Origin of the sequence: Ereboglobus sp. PH5-10 (assembly GCF_029504735.1) — a bacterium.
In the GTDB taxonomy this organism is placed as follows: domain Bacteria; phylum Verrucomicrobiota; class Verrucomicrobiia; order Opitutales; family Opitutaceae; genus Ereboglobus.
The window spans coordinates 42,842-58,555 of the sequence record NZ_JAQFIP010000002.1; the positions used below are offsets into that span (position 1 = coordinate 42,842).

General features: G+C 55.6%; 12 protein-coding genes. 3 read left to right on the top strand and 9 right to left on the bottom strand.

The genetic code is table 11. The annotated features are described in order from the left end of the window. Nucleotides 1-7: 7 nt before the first annotated feature. From ribH to ftsY, 3 genes are all read left to right on the top strand, one after another. Nucleotides 8-487 (top strand): 6,7-dimethyl-8-ribityllumazine synthase, encoded by a 480-nt coding sequence (gene ribH, locus M2447_RS02195; protein ID WP_277557221.1) that lies wholly within the window; start codon nt 8-10, stop codon nt 485-487. Then, nucleotides 484-936, top strand: a complete 453-nt coding sequence (nusB, locus tag M2447_RS02200) for a transcription antitermination factor NusB (protein ID WP_277557222.1) — start codon at nt 484-486, stop codon at nt 934-936. Before ribH ends, nusB begins: the two co-directional genes overlap by 4 nt. 209 nt (nt 937-1,145) lie before the next feature. Next, the gene (gene ftsY / locus M2447_RS02205; RefSeq protein WP_108825574.1) at nt 1,146-2,096 is read left to right on the top strand and encodes a signal recognition particle-docking protein FtsY; all 951 of its coding nucleotides are present in this window, start codon (nt 1,146-1,148) and stop codon (nt 2,094-2,096) included. 18 nt (nt 2,097-2,114) lie between these two features. Here ftsY and M2447_RS02210 read toward each other — a convergent pair whose 3' ends face one another. The 9 genes from M2447_RS02210 to M2447_RS02250 all read right to left on the bottom strand — a co-directional run bounded on the left by M2447_RS02210 (nt 2,115) and on the right by M2447_RS02250 (nt 15,699). Then, nucleotides 2,115-2,696 (bottom strand): NAD(P)H-dependent oxidoreductase, encoded by a 582-nt coding sequence (locus M2447_RS02210; RefSeq protein WP_277557223.1) that lies wholly within the window; start codon nt 2,694-2,696, stop codon nt 2,115-2,117. Nucleotides 2,697-3,128: 432 nt separating this feature from the next. After that, nucleotides 3,129-6,242 (bottom strand): type I restriction endonuclease, encoded by a 3,114-nt coding sequence (locus M2447_RS02215; protein ID WP_277557224.1) that lies wholly within the window; start codon nt 6,240-6,242, stop codon nt 3,129-3,131. Next, the gene (locus M2447_RS02220) at nt 6,239-7,522 is read right to left on the bottom strand and encodes a restriction endonuclease subunit S (RefSeq protein WP_277557225.1); all 1,284 of its coding nucleotides are present in this window, start codon (nt 7,520-7,522) and stop codon (nt 6,239-6,241) included. Before M2447_RS02220 ends, M2447_RS02215 begins: the two co-directional genes overlap by 4 nt. A 14-nt stretch (nt 7,523-7,536) precedes the next feature. After that, the gene (locus tag M2447_RS02225; protein WP_277557226.1) at nt 7,537-9,534 is read right to left on the bottom strand and encodes an AAA family ATPase; all 1,998 of its coding nucleotides are present in this window, start codon (nt 9,532-9,534) and stop codon (nt 7,537-7,539) included. A gap of 128 nt (nt 9,535-9,662) precedes the next feature. Continuing rightward, nucleotides 9,663-10,664, bottom strand: coding sequence for a virulence RhuM family protein (locus tag M2447_RS02230; protein WP_277557227.1), 1,002 nt, complete (start codon nt 10,662-10,664; stop codon nt 9,663-9,665). Beyond that, on the bottom strand, nt 10,661-12,994 hold the full coding sequence (locus tag M2447_RS02235; protein ID WP_277557228.1) for a class I SAM-dependent DNA methyltransferase: 2,334 nt from the start codon (nt 12,992-12,994) through the stop codon (nt 10,661-10,663). Before M2447_RS02235 ends, M2447_RS02230 begins: the two co-directional genes overlap by 4 nt. Nucleotides 12,995-13,056: 62 nt before the next feature. Further along, nucleotides 13,057-14,097, bottom strand: a complete 1,041-nt coding sequence (locus tag M2447_RS02240; protein WP_277509392.1) for a PDDEXK nuclease domain-containing protein — start codon at nt 14,095-14,097, stop codon at nt 13,057-13,059. Between the two features lie 119 nt (nt 14,098-14,216). Further along, nucleotides 14,217-15,098 (bottom strand): carbon-nitrogen hydrolase, encoded by an 882-nt coding sequence (locus M2447_RS02245; protein ID WP_277509390.1) that lies wholly within the window; start codon nt 15,096-15,098, stop codon nt 14,217-14,219. 61 nt (nt 15,099-15,159) lie between these two features. Continuing rightward, nucleotides 15,160-15,699 carry a L,D-transpeptidase gene (locus M2447_RS02250; protein WP_277557229.1) on the bottom strand — a complete coding sequence of 180 codons (540 nt, stop codon included), beginning with the start codon at nt 15,697-15,699 and terminating at the stop codon, nt 15,160-15,162. Between the last annotated feature and the right edge of the window lie 15 nt (nt 15,700-15,714).

Sequence of the window (15,714 nt, forward strand, 5' to 3'; positions counted from 1 at the left end):
TTCACTCATGAGTCTCGACACGCCCAAGCCACAATCCATCAACGGCGCCGCCTTCAAGGTCGGCATCGTAGCCGCGCGCTTCAACGGCGTGCTCGTCGATGCGCTTCTGCATCAGGCATACGAGACGCTCGTCAGCGCCGGCGTTAAGGAAAAAAACATCCGCATCCACCGCGTGCCCGGCTCGAACGAGGCGCCCTCCGCCGTGCAACTGCTCGCCGCCTCGCAAAAGCCCGACGTTCTCATCGCGCTCGGCGTGCTCATACGCGGCGACACCATCCACTATGAGGTGATCGCCGACGCCTCCGCGCACGCGCTCCAGCGGGTCGCGCTCGACACGCGCACGCCGGTCATCAACGGCATCATTGTCGCCGAAAACCAGCAGCAGGCAAAAACGCGCTGCCTCGGCAAGATCTCGCGCGGTGGCGAGTTCGCGCACACCGCGCTCGAAATGGCCGCGTTGAAGAAAACCCTTTCCGCAAAAAAATGAACCACGGTAAAAAAGGCATCTTTGCCCAGCGCCGCGACGGCCGCGTCGCCGCCATGCAGTTTCTCTACGCTTGGAGCCTCAACGCGCCCGCGAACCTCGCGCAGGATTTGCACGTGTTTTTCCAATCACAACAAAACCCCCGCGAGCATTACGCGTTCGGCGAGGAGCTCATCAATGGCGTGATCGAAAACCTCGGCGAGATCGACGCCCGCATCAAGGAGTTCGCGCACAACTGGGAGTTCGACCGCATCGCGCGCATCGACCTCGCGATCCTGCGCATGGCGATTTTCGAGATGACGCATCGCAAGGACATCCCGCCCATCGTCTCCATCAACGAGGCCATCGACCTCTCGAAACAATTTTCCACGCACGATTCAAAACGCTTCATCAACGGCATCCTCGACCGGCTTAAAGACCAGCTCGGACGCGACGCCCGAAAAGCCGAGTGATTTTGAAAGGCTGAATGGCTGAAAGGCTGAAAGGCTGAAAAAGAAAATCAACGGCCGGAGCGCCAGAACGCCGGATTCCGCCCCTTTCCGCATCTTAAATTTGAATCTTCAACCTAAAACACTCATCGGCGCGGCAGCGCCCTCCTGACTCCTGACTCCTGACTCCTGACTCCTTCCGCATTCAGTCTTTCAGCCATTTTCTTATTTCCATGTTTGGTTTATTTAAAAAATTCAAAGACGGCCTCTCGAAAACCGTCACGGCCATTGCCTCGAAAACAGCCGCGCTTTTTGGCGGCAAACCAATCGACGCCTCATCGCTGGAAACCCTGGAGGAGGCGCTTTACACGGCGGATTTCGGAGTCGAGACAACCGAGGAAATTTTGCAGGAAATTCAGTCCGCCTACAAAAAGGACAAGACGCTCCGCGGACAGCAGGCGGCCGAAATCGGCGCGGCGGTTTTGCGCCGCGTGCTCGCCGGCTCCGAGGGTCGCCTCGAGGACACGCCGCCGTCCACCGCCGACGATGGCGCGCCGAATCCCACGGTCATCGCCATGATCGGCGTCAACGGCTCCGGCAAAACCACCACGTCGGCCAAGCTCGCGTGGCGCTTGCGCGAAGACAACAAAACCGTCGTGCTCGCCGCGTGCGACACCTTCCGCGCCGCCGCCGTTGAGCAGCTCAAAACCTGGGCCGCGCGTCTTGAACTCGACATCGTCGCGAGCCACACCGGCGCCGATTCCGCGGCCGTAGCTTATGACGCATGGCAGGCGGCGAAGGCGCGCAAGCGCGACGTCCTCATCGTCGATACCGCCGGGCGCCTCCACACCAAGGCGAATCTCATGGAGGAACTTGCGAAAATCCGCCGCGTGCTCCAGAAAAACGACCCGTCCGCGCCGCAGCATCGCTGGCTTGTTGTCGATGGCAGCCTCGGTTCCAACTCGATCCAACAGGCGAAGGTTTTCCATGAAAGCTTCAACCTCACCGGCCTCGTGCTCACGAAACTCGACGGCACCAGCCGCGGCGGCGCGATTGTGGGAATCTACCGCCAGCTCAAGCTCCCCATCTATTTCCTCGGTTTCGGCGAGCAACCCGAAGACCTCCAGCCCTTCTCAATCGACAACTACGTGAACGCAGTCTTCGGCTTGGAGAATGGGAATTAAGCCATCGCGCGTCCAGCGTCAGGAACAGAAAACCTTGCGCAGGTGATCTTGATAGCGGGCGATGTCGGCTTCGATGTCGGGCTGCTTGATGACGTCGTTGCACATGAAGGTGGGCAGCGGCGACATGCCGAGGAATTGGTTTGCCTTGTGAACGGGCAGATAAACGCCGTCCACTCCCACTCCTCCGAAAAATTGCGCGGGATCGTCGAACGCCTCCACGGGCGCGTTCCATGTCACGGAGAGCATGTAGCGCTTATTTTTGACGAGTCCGCCGGAGCCGTATTTGGCGTCGGAGTGACGGCTGCGCCCGTCGCTGGCGTAGAGCTTGCCGTGCCCGGCGGTGAAGACGTCGTCGATGTATTTTTTGATGATCCACGGCGGTCCCATCCACCAGCCGGGCATCTGGTAAATGAGAGCGTCGGCCCGAAAGATTTTGCCGACCTCGGCCTCGATATCGTAGCCATGATCGACATGGGTGACTTGGACATCGTGCCCGTTTGCGCGAAAGAACGTTTCCGCGATTTCCGTGAGCGTGTTGTTCAGCCGGCCTTCGGAATGCGCAAATCGCTTTGCGCCGTTGATAATGAGTATGTGCGACATGGGTGTTGGTGTGGTTCGAGTTTGTGATGCTGATGCGAGCGATTGAAAGGGGAAAAACTTAACCACAGATAAACGCAGATTGACGCGGATTCAAACAGGCAATCTCAAACTGCCGATCCGTTTGGCCGCGAAGAGGCGCAAGATGCGCAAAAGGAGAATTTTTTACTGTGCAAAATGCGCCCTCGGTAGGGCGAAGCCTCCGGCTGAGCCGAAATTGTTCGAATATCATGGCGTTTTCCGGCTCAGCCTGAGGCTTCGCCCTACCCAAAAACCGTCTGTTTCAAAGAGTAAAAGTATTGAGACAATTGGTATGAGGTGCGGGTTGGTCGGGCATGGGGGCGGGTGGTTATGGAGTTCTGTATCGTTAGGTTGAGCCCGGTTTGAGTTATTGCAATCTTTGCAACAACTCAGGCTCCACGAGGCAATCCGTCATCACTCCACCACGGGCTTTCTCAGCATTTCATAGACGTTGTGCAGCAGGTGTTCGAGCGCGAGCTTCCTGAAATCGCCGTCGCTCATCAGCTTGTTGAAGATGTCCTCGTTGCCGTCCATGCGGTCGATGACGAGGCCTTCGAAGGCTTTTTCAAAAACGTAGCGAAAGTCCTCTTTCGTGTTGGCGGCGGCGGCTTTTTTCAGCGTCTCGCTTCCAATTGCTTCCTCTTGAATCTGGTCGAAGAAAAGCTGGTCGGCTTGCGTGAAGTCGGTGCCGAAGCGTTCGTTGAGAATGTCGATGAGTTCGGACAATTTGACCGCCTTGTCATCCTGTCCGGTGCCGACGTCGCTGGGACCTTTGAGCGGGGAGCCGTCGCCGGTGTTGAGCGCGATTTGGCCTTCGCTGATTTTTTGCAGCCGGTAATATTGGAGTTCCACATCGTCGCCGAAGTCGTATCCGGGGCCGGTATTGCGGCGCGGGAGTTTGGTGAGGAGAAAGCGCAGGTAAGTGTAAAGCCGCTCCAGGTCGGAATCCTGATACGGGATGACTTGGGAGAGAAATCCATACATGTTGCGGAAGTTCACGAGCAGTGTTTTCAACTCCTCGCGCGTTTCCTCGGTGTTCGCTTTGAATCGCTCAACGGCTTTGTCCAAAATGCCGTTCATCGCCGCGTGTTCGCGGGCGGTTTCCTTGCGGCCTGACTTGAAATAGACTTCGCAGAAGGCGGCGACTTCTTCCTCGTGGATGAGTCCGGTTTCCTCGATCTGGTGATGCAGGCGGTAGAGATGCTGCGCGTCGGTGAGCGGCTCGGAGGGCGTGTCCTCGTAGTAGGGCTTGAAGGCCTTAAAAATGTCCTCGGGCTTGTTGCGGAAATCGAGGATGAAGGTGTCCTCTTTGCCCGGATGCATGCGGTTGAGGCGGGAGAGGGTTTGCACGGCGTGCAGGCCGGTCAGGGTTTTGTCCACATACATGGTGTGGAGAAGCGGCTGGTCGAATCCGGTCTGGTATTTTTCGGCGACGAGAAGAACTTGGTATTCATGACTGTCGAAGCGTTCGGGAAGTTCGCTTTCCTTTATGCCTCCGTTCATGCCGACTTCGGTGTAGTTTTTGCCCGGCGCCTCGGGGTCATCGACCGTGCCGGAAAAAGCGACGAGTGTTTTGATGTCGGTGTAACCTTTTTCGGCGATGTAGGCGTCGAAGGTTTGTTTGTAGCGCACGGCGTGGAGACGGCTTTCGGTGACAACCATCGCCTTGGCACGTCCGCCGATCTTGTGTCTCACGTGGGTGCGGAAGTGCTCGACCATCACCTCGGTTTTGGCGCGGAGGTTGACGGGGTGAAATGTGAGCGTGCGCGCCAGTTCGCGGGATGCTTTTTTGCGCTGCACGTGGGGATCGTCGTCGCCCACTTGCACGAGCCGGTAATACGCCTCGTAGGTGATGTAGTTTTTGAGAACGTCGAGGATGAACTTTTCCTCAATCGCCTGCCGCATGGTGTAGAGGTGAAAGGGCGCTTCTCCGGTCGGGCCGGGCTCGTCGAAGACTTTCAGAGTTTTGTATTTTGGCGTGGCGGTGAAGGCGAAGAAACTGAGGTTGGGTTGCTTGCCGCGTTTCATCATTTCGCGGACAACGCCCGCGAGGTGGTCGGCATCATCGTCGGGGTCGAGACCTTGCTCGGCCATGTATTTGCCGGCTTCCTCCTCAATGACATGTTCGCTGAGGATGCCTTTGAGTTCCATCGCGCTTTCGCCTGATTGGGAGCTGTGCGCCTCGTCAACGATGACGGCAAAGCGTTTGTCCTTCGTGGAGATGGTGATGCCGTATTGGGTTTCCTCGCGCAATTTTTCCAGCGTCTCGGCGATGAAGGGGAATTTCTGGAGCGTGGTGATGACGATGGGCGTGCCGTCGGCGAGCGCCTGCACGAGCTGGCGGGTGTCCTCGTCGATCTTTTTAACAACGCCCTGCTTGTGCTCGAATTGGTAAATGGTGTTTTGAAGCTGCTGGTCGAGAAGGCGGCGGTCGGTGACGACGATGACGGAATCGAAAACTTTTTTGTCCGCGTCGTCATGGAGCGAGGCGAGGCGGTGGGCGAGCCAGCCGATGGAGTTGGATTTGCCGGAGCCGGCGGAGTGCTGCACGAGGTAGTTGCGACCCGCGCCGTGCGCGCGCGCGTGCTCAATAAGGCGGCGCACCGAGTCGAGCTGGTGATAACGCGGAAACACCATCGTTTCCTTGGTGATCTTTTTTATGCTGCCGTCGTCGGCGAGGATGCGTTTTTCCTCAACTTGCAGGTGGATGAAGCGTCCGATGATGTCGAGGAAGCTGTCACGCTGCCAGACCTCGCGCCAGAGATAGGCGGTGCGGTGGCCGAAAGTGGCGGGAGCATCCTGCTCCTTTGTTGGGGAGCTGGAAGCTCCCCCCACGATGGGATTGCCGGCGTGGCCGTCGTTGCCGAGATTGAAGGGGAGAAAGTGCGTTTTGTCGCCGGAAAGGCGCGTGGTCATCCAGACTTCGTCCGGGTCAACTGCGAAGTGGACGAGCGTGCGTTTCTTAAACTCAAAAATCAATTCGCGGTGGTCGCGGTCGGTCTTGTATTGCCGCTTGGCGTTTTCGACCGTCTGGCCGGTGAGCGGGTTTTTCAGCTCGGCGGTGGCGATTGGCAGGCCGTTGAGGAAGAGAACGAGGTCGAGCGACTTGGAATGCGCCGCGCCGTAATAAAGCTGGCGGGTGACGCTGAGCACATTGCGGGCGTAGAGCGCGAGCGTGTCAGGGTTCATGCGGTTGCCCGGCGCAAAGACGGCGACGCGCAATTTCTTGCCGTAACATTTGAAGCCATTGCGCAGCACCTTGAGAATGCCCTGCGTGTCGATTTCCTTGACGAGATGGTCAATCACGACGGCGGGCGTATCCGCGCCGTGGATGGCTTCGAGACTCTTCCAGAGTTTGGGCTGGGTGTCCCTGATAAAATCGAGCACGAGCACGGGGTCGAGGGCGCGGGTTTTGTCGTAACGATCCTTGGCCTCGCCGTTGCGGTAATCAATGAATTGATAACCGCTGTGCGTGACGAGGTCATCAACAATGGCGTCTTCGAGCCGGGCTTCGATGTGCTTTTTCATGGGGTTTGCTTCGCAGGGATTTTTACATTGCGCACATCAATCTTGCCGGTGGTGGCGGCGGTGATGAGCGCCGTGCGGTATTCGGCGAGGCGGGCGATAGTTTGTTTTGTCGATACTGACAATTTGTCAATTAAAACGGTTTCATTTGTTATGCTTTTAGCGATAGCAATTTGTTCTTCATAAGGAGGGAATGGCATTTTTAGGCGGCCTATTGCCTCAACTGATAAACCCGGTTGTGCGGCAGATTCGGAATACTGATTGAGGTTCATTGCACGTAGCGTTTCGCCCAACCATATTGTATATAGCTTTCTATCCGGTTTTGCGACGACCGCATGTTCAGACGCCCAGAATTTACCCGAGGCATAATTTATGTTTCCGCAATGCGCACCTTGACGGCCAATCAAAACAAAATGCCCATCATGTGTATATTTGTCAAAGAAGCCCCTAATACCATTGCCACCGTAAACGGGATATGCACCTGCTTCCTCTATGTCTGAACTAGTAATAGACTCTCCACTTTTCATGCGAATGACATGATGCAGACTCATGACTTCCCAATGTTGCGGCACTTTGCCGAGCCAGGGGATACCGGAGTCTTTGAGCGGGGCGTTGGGGTTGAGGCCTTTGGTGACGGCTTGGGTGATGAGCGCGAGCCGCTTTTCCTTGAGCTTCTCCAGCAGAGCTTGCTTCTTCGCAATCAACGCGTCGATCTGCCCCGTCTTCCAATCCAAAAACGCCGCGATCTGGTGTTGCTCGGAAAGTGGGGGAACCTGCATGGGAAAGTTTTTAGCGAATTCTGGAGGAACCCGCTTCTGTCCACCGGCACCATACATCTCCGACTCGCCCAATTTCCGAAAACTATCCGATACCACAGCGTAAAATAGAAATTTATTATTCAACTTGGAATCGGCTCGCAACACATGTAGTTCAGTTGTCCCGAACGCTGCGCCATTCAATAACCCTGATGCCAACGCGGCTTTCCCGTTTTCAAAGCAAGGTGTGATTTTGGCCACAATAACATCATCGTTTTGAAATTCTGTGTATCCACTCGAAACATCTTCAATGACGCGGGTTTGATCAAGATTGATGCCTCCGTATTCACCCACTGCGTCCATGGGCACAAATGAAACCTCCTCTTCGGTCTTGAGTTTGCGCAGGCAAGGAGAAGGCGGATTCACCTTCATCACAAAACGCCCACGCATGACATCCCAAGACTCCGGCACATCACCGAGTTGAGAAATTTCGGAAGGTTTATATTTTGAATATGGAGGTAGTTTCATTTTTCCGAACAAGGTTATTTCCAAGAGGCGACAACACCATTGATTGCGTCAATGACCTTTCGGAACTTGCCAACCGTATCTGCATCGACCTCGGCGAGGCTTTTCTTTCCTAAATCTGTGATGATCCGCTTGGCGACACGTCCTTTATTGTATTCGCCTAATTTAAGCTTCGCAAAGGCATCGCCAACGCGATCAACAATGGACTTCTTCCCTGCAGTTTTCGGATCCAGCGCAATGACCCTCTTATCTCGTTCTTTAGCATAAGATTCATTTATTTTTTCGAGATAGTATTCCTCCCCGAATAGATCTTCCAACGCACATGGTTTTATGCCAATGGCGTCACCGACCATGACGACAAGCTTATCTTTAAGAATCCACTGATGAACCAACTGTTCAAATGCCTGTTCCCCAGCTGTATCGGAGTCAAGCAACACGGCAACGTTCAATTCCTGCCCCTTGAGAATTGTTCCGACATAGGCAACTTTGCTCGCGCCTCCTGCTGGGGTTATGACAAGCCTTTGGTCAATACCTTGTTGTCCAGCATCTTCAAACATTGTTGAGAATGTGGTAAGAACCCAAAAATCATCCACGCCCTCCACGATCAGATTGAATTGTCCGACAAATAGCGATTGGCTCCATGATAGACCGAGCGCGGCTTGTAGCGTGAATCGGGCATCCTTGTCGGCTAATGCCCAATCTTTGTGAATCCTTGAGCCTTCTTTTGGTTTCTCCTCGGCGATATAAATATTATCGAGTCGCTTAAAATCAATCATAAACGGCAAGTGCGTTGTATAAAAAAGCTGATTTCCATTTGCATAGGCCCTCATCCGTTCAAGCAAGTCCCTTTGTGCGGCGGCGTGTAAATGCAGCCCAGGCTCATCAAGCAGAATGATGGCATTTTTAAAATTTCCTTCAGTCTCGTGCATAAATCGCATATCGAAAGAGAAAAACCATTGAAACCCTTTTGATCGTTCTTCCAAGGGAATCAATCCCTTGTCGTTCACGTCTTTTACAAATGTGATGAAATGCTGTCCATCTGCCTGAAACATAACTTCATAACGCTTCTGTGACCATCGCTCCGCGATCAGAGTTGTAAGCGTCGCGCTTGCATCATTCATATCAAGAATGCGTTGCTCTCGATCGTCTGCCTCACCTTTCTCAACCTCTTCTTCTAAACTAAGCCCCGATTTTTCCATGATAATGATGATGGTTTCTTCATCGGGGCTGAGCCGTCCCTCGTTTTTGTGCTTCAGTATTTCGTCAAGCTGGGCAGAGCCTGCAAATGCACGGTGGTCATCCATATAAATAAACGTCGGCATGATTTCATGCACAACATCAACAGCTCGAAGTAACGGCGTAGCTTCGATCTCAGTAATCAAACTATCAATGATTTCACTTAACAGGGAAACTCCCTTTTGATCCTGTTGATTATATGGGGGTTGAGGATGCTTAAGGCGGGAAAGTGTATTTTTAAACTCCGGAAGTTTTTCGAGCGCACGGGAGCTTCCATCGGCTTCTTTTAGTGAGTCGATGAGTTCTTCCCTCTTAGTGGTATATTGATTTTGAAAATGTTCTGTGATGCCTTGTGGTGTTTCAGGAAGTTTGTTTCGGATCAGATCAACGACCCATTTCACACTATGTTCGTTGGTTGGATTTTTTGGCGTGAAATTGTGCGTGTAATCACCTGCATACGTCCTTGCAATTTCAACACCAGTGATGCCCTTCGCCGATTCGTGAACACCTTCAATTTGGGCAATTTCATCAGGGCTGAACTCAAATTTAGTTTCTACTACCACTTTGTTTGAAGATTTTTCCTTACGCCTTCCTCTTGGCCACTCCCGATCAATATTATATTCCGTTTCGTCAAATGGATTGAATTTCCAAAGTGCTTTTAGAAAGGAGGTCTTTCCTGATTCGTTTTTTCCGACTATTACGGCGATGTCGTCAATATCGACCCAGCCCGAATCAGTTATGCTTCGGTAGTTTTGGACGCGGCATGATGTTAGTTTCATTGTATTTTTTCCTTTAGTTGAATTTCCATTTTGCAGTTAAGGGTGTGATTCTCGTGGTGGAATAATTTGACATGATCACGCGGAGACCTCCCTGAGCAGGTCGAGGATTTCGGTTTCGAGGGTTAATTTCATGTGCTTGGCTTTCTTTTGCGTGCGGTTTTTTCGGCGTCTTCAAGTTCCTTGATGTCCTCGGCGTCGGCGGCGAGGGCTTCGGCGGCGCGGCGGGCGGCATCAAAGGTTTCGTAACGGTCGTGGGCGATGGTTTTCATGGTCTCGTGGCTGATGGCGCCGACGTGGTCGAGCACGGGGCGTTCGTTGAATTGCAGGAGGCGATCCACGTTTTGCCGCCAGTATTCGAGCGTGAGTTCTTTGCGCTCCTTGACGCGCAGCTCGGCTTGTTCGAGGAAAATGACGACGAGACGGTTGAGCGTGTCGACTTCGTCCGCAGTCAGGTAATTTTTGGCGGTGATGACGTCTTTTTTGCGCACGCGGCCGCCTTCCCATGCGGTGAGAGCCATGTTGGGCGCGGTCGGGTCGGCGCGCTCGACCACAATTTCGGCGGCGGTTTTTGAGGTGACGGCGTAGAGGAGTTTGTTTTGCACCTCGGCAAAGAATAGTTGGGCGTCGTGCTCGCCGGCGCGGTAATCGGTGCTGAGCGCGAAGAGGTCGCGCACTTTTTGGTAAAAACGCTTTTCCGAGGCGCGGATTTTTCGGATTTCGGCAAGAAGTTCGTCAAAGTAATCCCAGCCGCCGGGGTTTTCAAGGCGCTTGGTGTTGATGACAAATCCTTTGACGAGGTATTCGGCCAGGTGCGCCGTTGCCCACTGGCGGAATTGCGTGCCGCGCGGGCTTTTGACGCGGTAGCCGATGGCGAGAATCATTTCGAGCCGGTAGAGTTTGGTGCGGTAGTTCTTGCCGTCGGCGGCAGTTGTCAAGGATTCCTTGACAACTGAATTTTCGCTTAACTCATTTTCATCAAGTATGTTTTGAATATGCAGGCTGACGTTCTGCTTGCTCGTTGCGAACAGCTCGGCGATTTCCAATTGAGTCAGCCAGACTGTGCCGCCTTCCAAGCGGAGTTGGATTTCGGCGCGGCCGTCGTCGGTGTGATAGAGGATGAATTCGCTCACGCGGAGACCTCCTTAAGCAGGTCGAGGATTTCGGTTTCGAGGGTTTTGATGTCGGCTTCGATGGCTTCGAGCGGGCGCGGGGGCTCGTATTCGTAGAAGTGGCGGTTGAAGGGAATTTCGTAGCCGACTTTGATTTTGTCGTGGTCGATCCATGCGTCGGGACGGTAGGGCAGGACTTCCTTTTTCAAATAGACTTCGCAGTGGTCGCGGACGAGGGCGAGGAGCGGGGCGGTGTCCACTTTGCCTTTGTTTTTCTTGCTTTCGTAGTCGAGCGGAAGCGGGAGGGCGATGTTGTCGGGAAAGGGAACGTTTTCGGTGTCGCGAAGTTCGGGGTCGGGCTCGGGGTTGCCTTTTTTGTCGGTGCAGGCGTCGGCGTCGGGGTCGCGTTCGCCGAGCGTGCCGGGGGATAGGAGCGCGTCGCGGAGTTTGCCGGGGAGTTTTATGCCTGCGGCGTCGAAGGCGGCATCAAGTTGGGCGGCAAAGGTGTCGCGGTTTTTGATGAGTTTGGGTAGGGCGTGCTCGCCGAGCGCGCCGTTGTCGTCGGAGGCGGAGGATTTCGGCGGCTTCGGCGAAGCCGCCCTACCATGTGCCATGTTTTCGAGGACTTCGAGGATGGCGGCTTGCGCTTCCTCGCCAGCGAGTTCCTCGGACTCGATGGCTTTTTTGTTTTTTCGTTTGCGGGAAATGGCGATGCCGGCGAAGGCGGTGGTTTGCCGGACGCGCGCGATGCGTTCGGGGGTGACGGCGAAGTTGAGACGCAGCGGGCGTTCGACGGTGATTTTGAGGAAGCCGAAGTCTTGGTTGTTAAAAATTTTGCTGACAGAGCGGGGTTTTTGTTGGTCGCGCTCGGTGTCGATGTTGGTGCGGATTTCGGCAAGGGTGGCGCGGATGTCGTGGCGGAAGGTGTCGTAGAGTTTGGTGATGGCGGCGATGTGGTCGGGGCTTTTTTCAGTGCCATCGCCAATTTTTTTGCGCTTGTTGCCGAGGCTTTTTGTCATTTTCCAAGCGAAATCGACGGCGTTGATGAGCTGGATTTTGCCGCGGCGTTTTTTGGATTTTCGGTTGGAGACGATCCAAACGTAGGTGGAGATGCCGGTGTTGTAGAAGAGCTGGTCGGGGAGGCCGACGATGGCTTCGAGCATGTCGTTTTCGATGATCCAGCGGCGGATGTTGCTTTCGCCGCTGCCGGCGTCGCCGGTGAAGAGCGGGGAGCCGTTGAAGACGATGCCGATGCGGGAACCTTCGCCGCCGTCGGACGGGGAGGGCTCCATTTTGGAGATCATGTGGAGCAGGAAGAGGAGCGCGCCGTCGTTGATACGGGGGAGCCCGGGGCCGAAGCGGCCTTTGAAGCCGAATTTTTCGTGCTCGCCGGTGACGTGGTCTTTTTCGGGTTTCCACTCCACGCCGAAGGGCGGGTTGGCGAGCATGTAGTGGAAGCGTTCGCCGGGGTGGCCGTCGCCGTCGTGAAAGCCCTCCTTGGGTTTGCCGGTGCCGAGGGTGTCGCCAAAGACGATGTTTTTCACGTCCTCGCCCTTGATCATGAGGTCGGAGCCGCAGATGGCGTAGGATTCGGGGTTGTATTCCTGGCCGAAGAGTTCGAGGTGGGCGTCGGGGTTGAGGCCGGTTTCGGGGTCTTTGATGAGTTTTTCAGACTCGGACAACATGCCGCCGGTGCCGCAGGCGGGGTCGTAGATTTTGATGACTTTGCCCTTGGTGTAGACGAAGTCGTCGGGCGTGAAGAGGAGGTTGACGATGAGCTTGATGACTTCGCGCGGCGTGAAGTGATCGCCCGCCTCCTCGTTGGCCTGTTCGTTGAAGCGGCGGACAAGATCCTCGAAGATGTAGCCCATGGCGATGTTGGGAATGCGGTCGGGGTGGAGATCGACGGCGGCGATTTCCTTGACGACTTCGAAGAGGCGGTTGGCTTCGTCGAGCTTTTCGATCTCCTCGTCGAACTTGAATTTCTCGATGATTTTGCGGGCGCGGGAGGAGAAGCCGGCGATGTATTTGGAGAGGTTGGCGGCGAGTTTGTCGGGGTCGCCGAGGAGGGACTGAAAGGTGAAGCCGCTGGTGTTGTGGAAGGTGAGTTTGAACTTCCGGTTGATCATTTTTTCGATGGTGGCCTCGTCGTGCTTGGCGGCGGACTTGAGGCGTTTGTGTTCGGCGACGACGGCGTCCTTGGTGGATTCGAGCACGCAATCGAGGCGGCGCAAGACGGTGAGGGGAATCATCACGCGGCGATATTGCGGCGGGCGGTAGGGGCCGCGGAGAAGGTTGGCGATGCTCCAGATGACGTCGCCCTGCTGTTTGAATGCGTCGAGATTTGGCATGAAAAAGGGTGGGGGCTTGTTTGTTTTGAGTGAAGCGGGTTGGGTTCGAAATGGCGGCGGGATTATGTTTTTTTGTCGATTTCGAATTCCTTGATGGCGTTCAGGGCGTAGAATTCGTGGAGTTTTGCCTGAAGGAGTTTTTTGTCGGGCAGTTGTGTTTTGTATTCGGCGATGAGCGCAGGGGAAAGGCTGCGACTCAGGGCGTATTCCGCCACTTCGTCGTCCTTGCTCGCGCAGAGGAGAAGCCCGATGGAAGGGCGTTCGTGCGGCTTGCGAACATCGCGGTCGAGCGCTTCGAGGTAAAAATTCATTTTGCCGAGGTATTCGGGTTCGAAGCGTCCGACTTTCAGCTCTATCGCCACGAGGCAGTTGAGCCCACGGTGGAAGAAGAGCAGATCGAGCGCGAAATCCCTGCCACCGACTTGCAGGGGATATTCGGAGCCCGCGAAGCAGAAGTCGCGGCCTATTTCGATGAGGAAGTCGCGAAGGTGGTCGAGCAGGCCGCGATGAAGTTCAACTTCGGAGTGGGGTTGTGGGAGGTTGAGAAACTCCACGGCGTAGGCGTCGCGAAAAACAGAAAGTGCCTCGGGGAGGGTTTGTCTCACCACTGGCGAGACTTTTGGCGGATTGAGGGCGGTGCGCTCGAAAAGGGCGGCGGCGAATTGGCGTTCAAGCTGCCGTTTGCTCCAGTGCTCCTTGACGGCCATGCGCGCGTAGAACTCGCGTTCCTCGGGGCGTTTGCCTTGCCCGAGAATGATGAGATTGTGCGCCCATGGCAATTGTCGCACCAGTGGTGCGACAATTTCATCATGCCGGTAGGTTTCATAAAACTGGCGCATTCTAAGCAGGTTGCTACGAGAGAAACCGCGCGCGCCGGGCTGGATGAGGGCAATGTGGCGCGCGAGGCGGTCAACGGTGCCGTCGCCCCATTCGGCTGCGGCTATGCGCTGGCTGATGATTGCACCGATTTGCCAATAGAGATCGATCAAGGTTGCATTGACCGACTGCATGGCACGTTGTCTGGATGCGTCAATCAGGCGGACGATTTCAGCGAATCCCGTTTCGTCCGCAGGGGGTGGCACGTTTTTGGGCTTTTCGCTCATGATGTGGTTTTGATTTTGAGGCAGCGTGGCGAGGTGCGGGGTATAATCATACTGCGGTTATTGGGGATGGTTTTGTTGTCGCGTGTTTTTTTGGGGGGCAAAAATATGCACCCAATCACTCAGTCGATAAACCGCTTCGTCAGCCTATCGTAGGCGTCGATGCGGCGGTCGCGGAGGAAGGGCCAGTGGGTGCGGGTCACGTCAACTTTGTCGAGATCGACGGGGACTAGGAGGATTTCTTCCTTGTTGGTGCTCGCTTTCGCCAGGATTTGGCCGCTGGTGCCGGCCACGAAACTTTGGCCCCAGAACTCTATGCCGTCTCCGCCGACGCCGTCGATCACTTCGTGGCCGATGCGGTTGATCGAGGCGACGTAGCAGCCGTTGGCCACCGCGTGCGAGCGCTGGATCGTCTCCCACGCGCCGTGCTGGTTGACGCCGTATTCGGCTTTTTCTGACGGGTGCCAGCCGATGGCGGTCGGGTAGAAGAGGATTTCGGCGCCTTGCATCGCCGTGAGGCGCGCGCCTTCGGGATACCATTGGTCCCAGCAGATGAGGACGCCGATTTTGCCGTAGCGGGTTTCCCAGGCGCGGAAGCCGGTGTCGCCGGGCGTGAAGTAGAATTTTTCGTAGAAGAGCGGGTCGTCGGGAATGTGCATCTTGCGGTAGATGCCGAGGAGCGAGCCGTCGGCGTCGATGATGACCGCGGTGTTGTGGTAAAGGCCGGAGGCGCGTTTCTCGAAGAGCGAGGCGACGATCACGACGGCGTGTTTTTTGGCGAGTTTCTGGAACGCCTTGGTCGTGGGGCCGTCGATGGGCTCGGCGAGCTTAAAATAGTCGTGGTTCTCACTCTGGCAAAAATACTGCGAGCGGAAGAGTTCCTGCGTGCAGATGATTTTCGCGCCTTTGCGGGCGGCCTGCTCGGCGAGGGCGAGCGTTTTTTTGAGGTTCGCCGCGGGGCTGGCGACACAGGCGTGCTGGAGGAGTCCGAGTGTGACTTTCATGAGGAAAAATTAGGAAGTAGAAATTAGGAATTAGGAAGTAGAAAACGGAGGTGTTTCCCGGCTACACGATCAACACCTGGTCGCCCGCGCGCACTTGGTCGTAGAGGTCTATTATGTCGAGGTTGCGCATCACGATGCAGCCGGAGCTTTGCGGCGTGCCGATGAGGTCCTCGCGGTTCGTGCCGTGGATGTAGATGTAGCGGTCGTGGCTGTCCACGTCGCCGCCGAGGTTCACGCCCGGCTCGAGTCCGCGCAGCCAGAGTATGCGTGTGGTGACGAGCGCGGTCGAGGCGGCGCCGGCTTCCCTCACGGCGGGTTCGCTGAAATGAAAACCCGTCGGGCGGCGCGCCTTGAAAACCATTCCCGGCGGCTGGCCCGCGCCGATGCGCTCGGCGATCTCGTGCAGGCCGCGCGGCGTGCCGAGCGAGTTCTTGATGTTTGATGGCGGGCGTTTTGACGTGGAAATCGCGTAGCCGCGCACGAGCGCGCCGTCGCGGAAGAATTGCATGGTCTGCGTGTCGATGCGCACGAACAAAATCCGTTCTGCGGGCTTGATGCCAAGCCGCGCGCAGTTCTTAGTTATCGTTTCCCACGTTTCCATTATCGTCTGAATAAA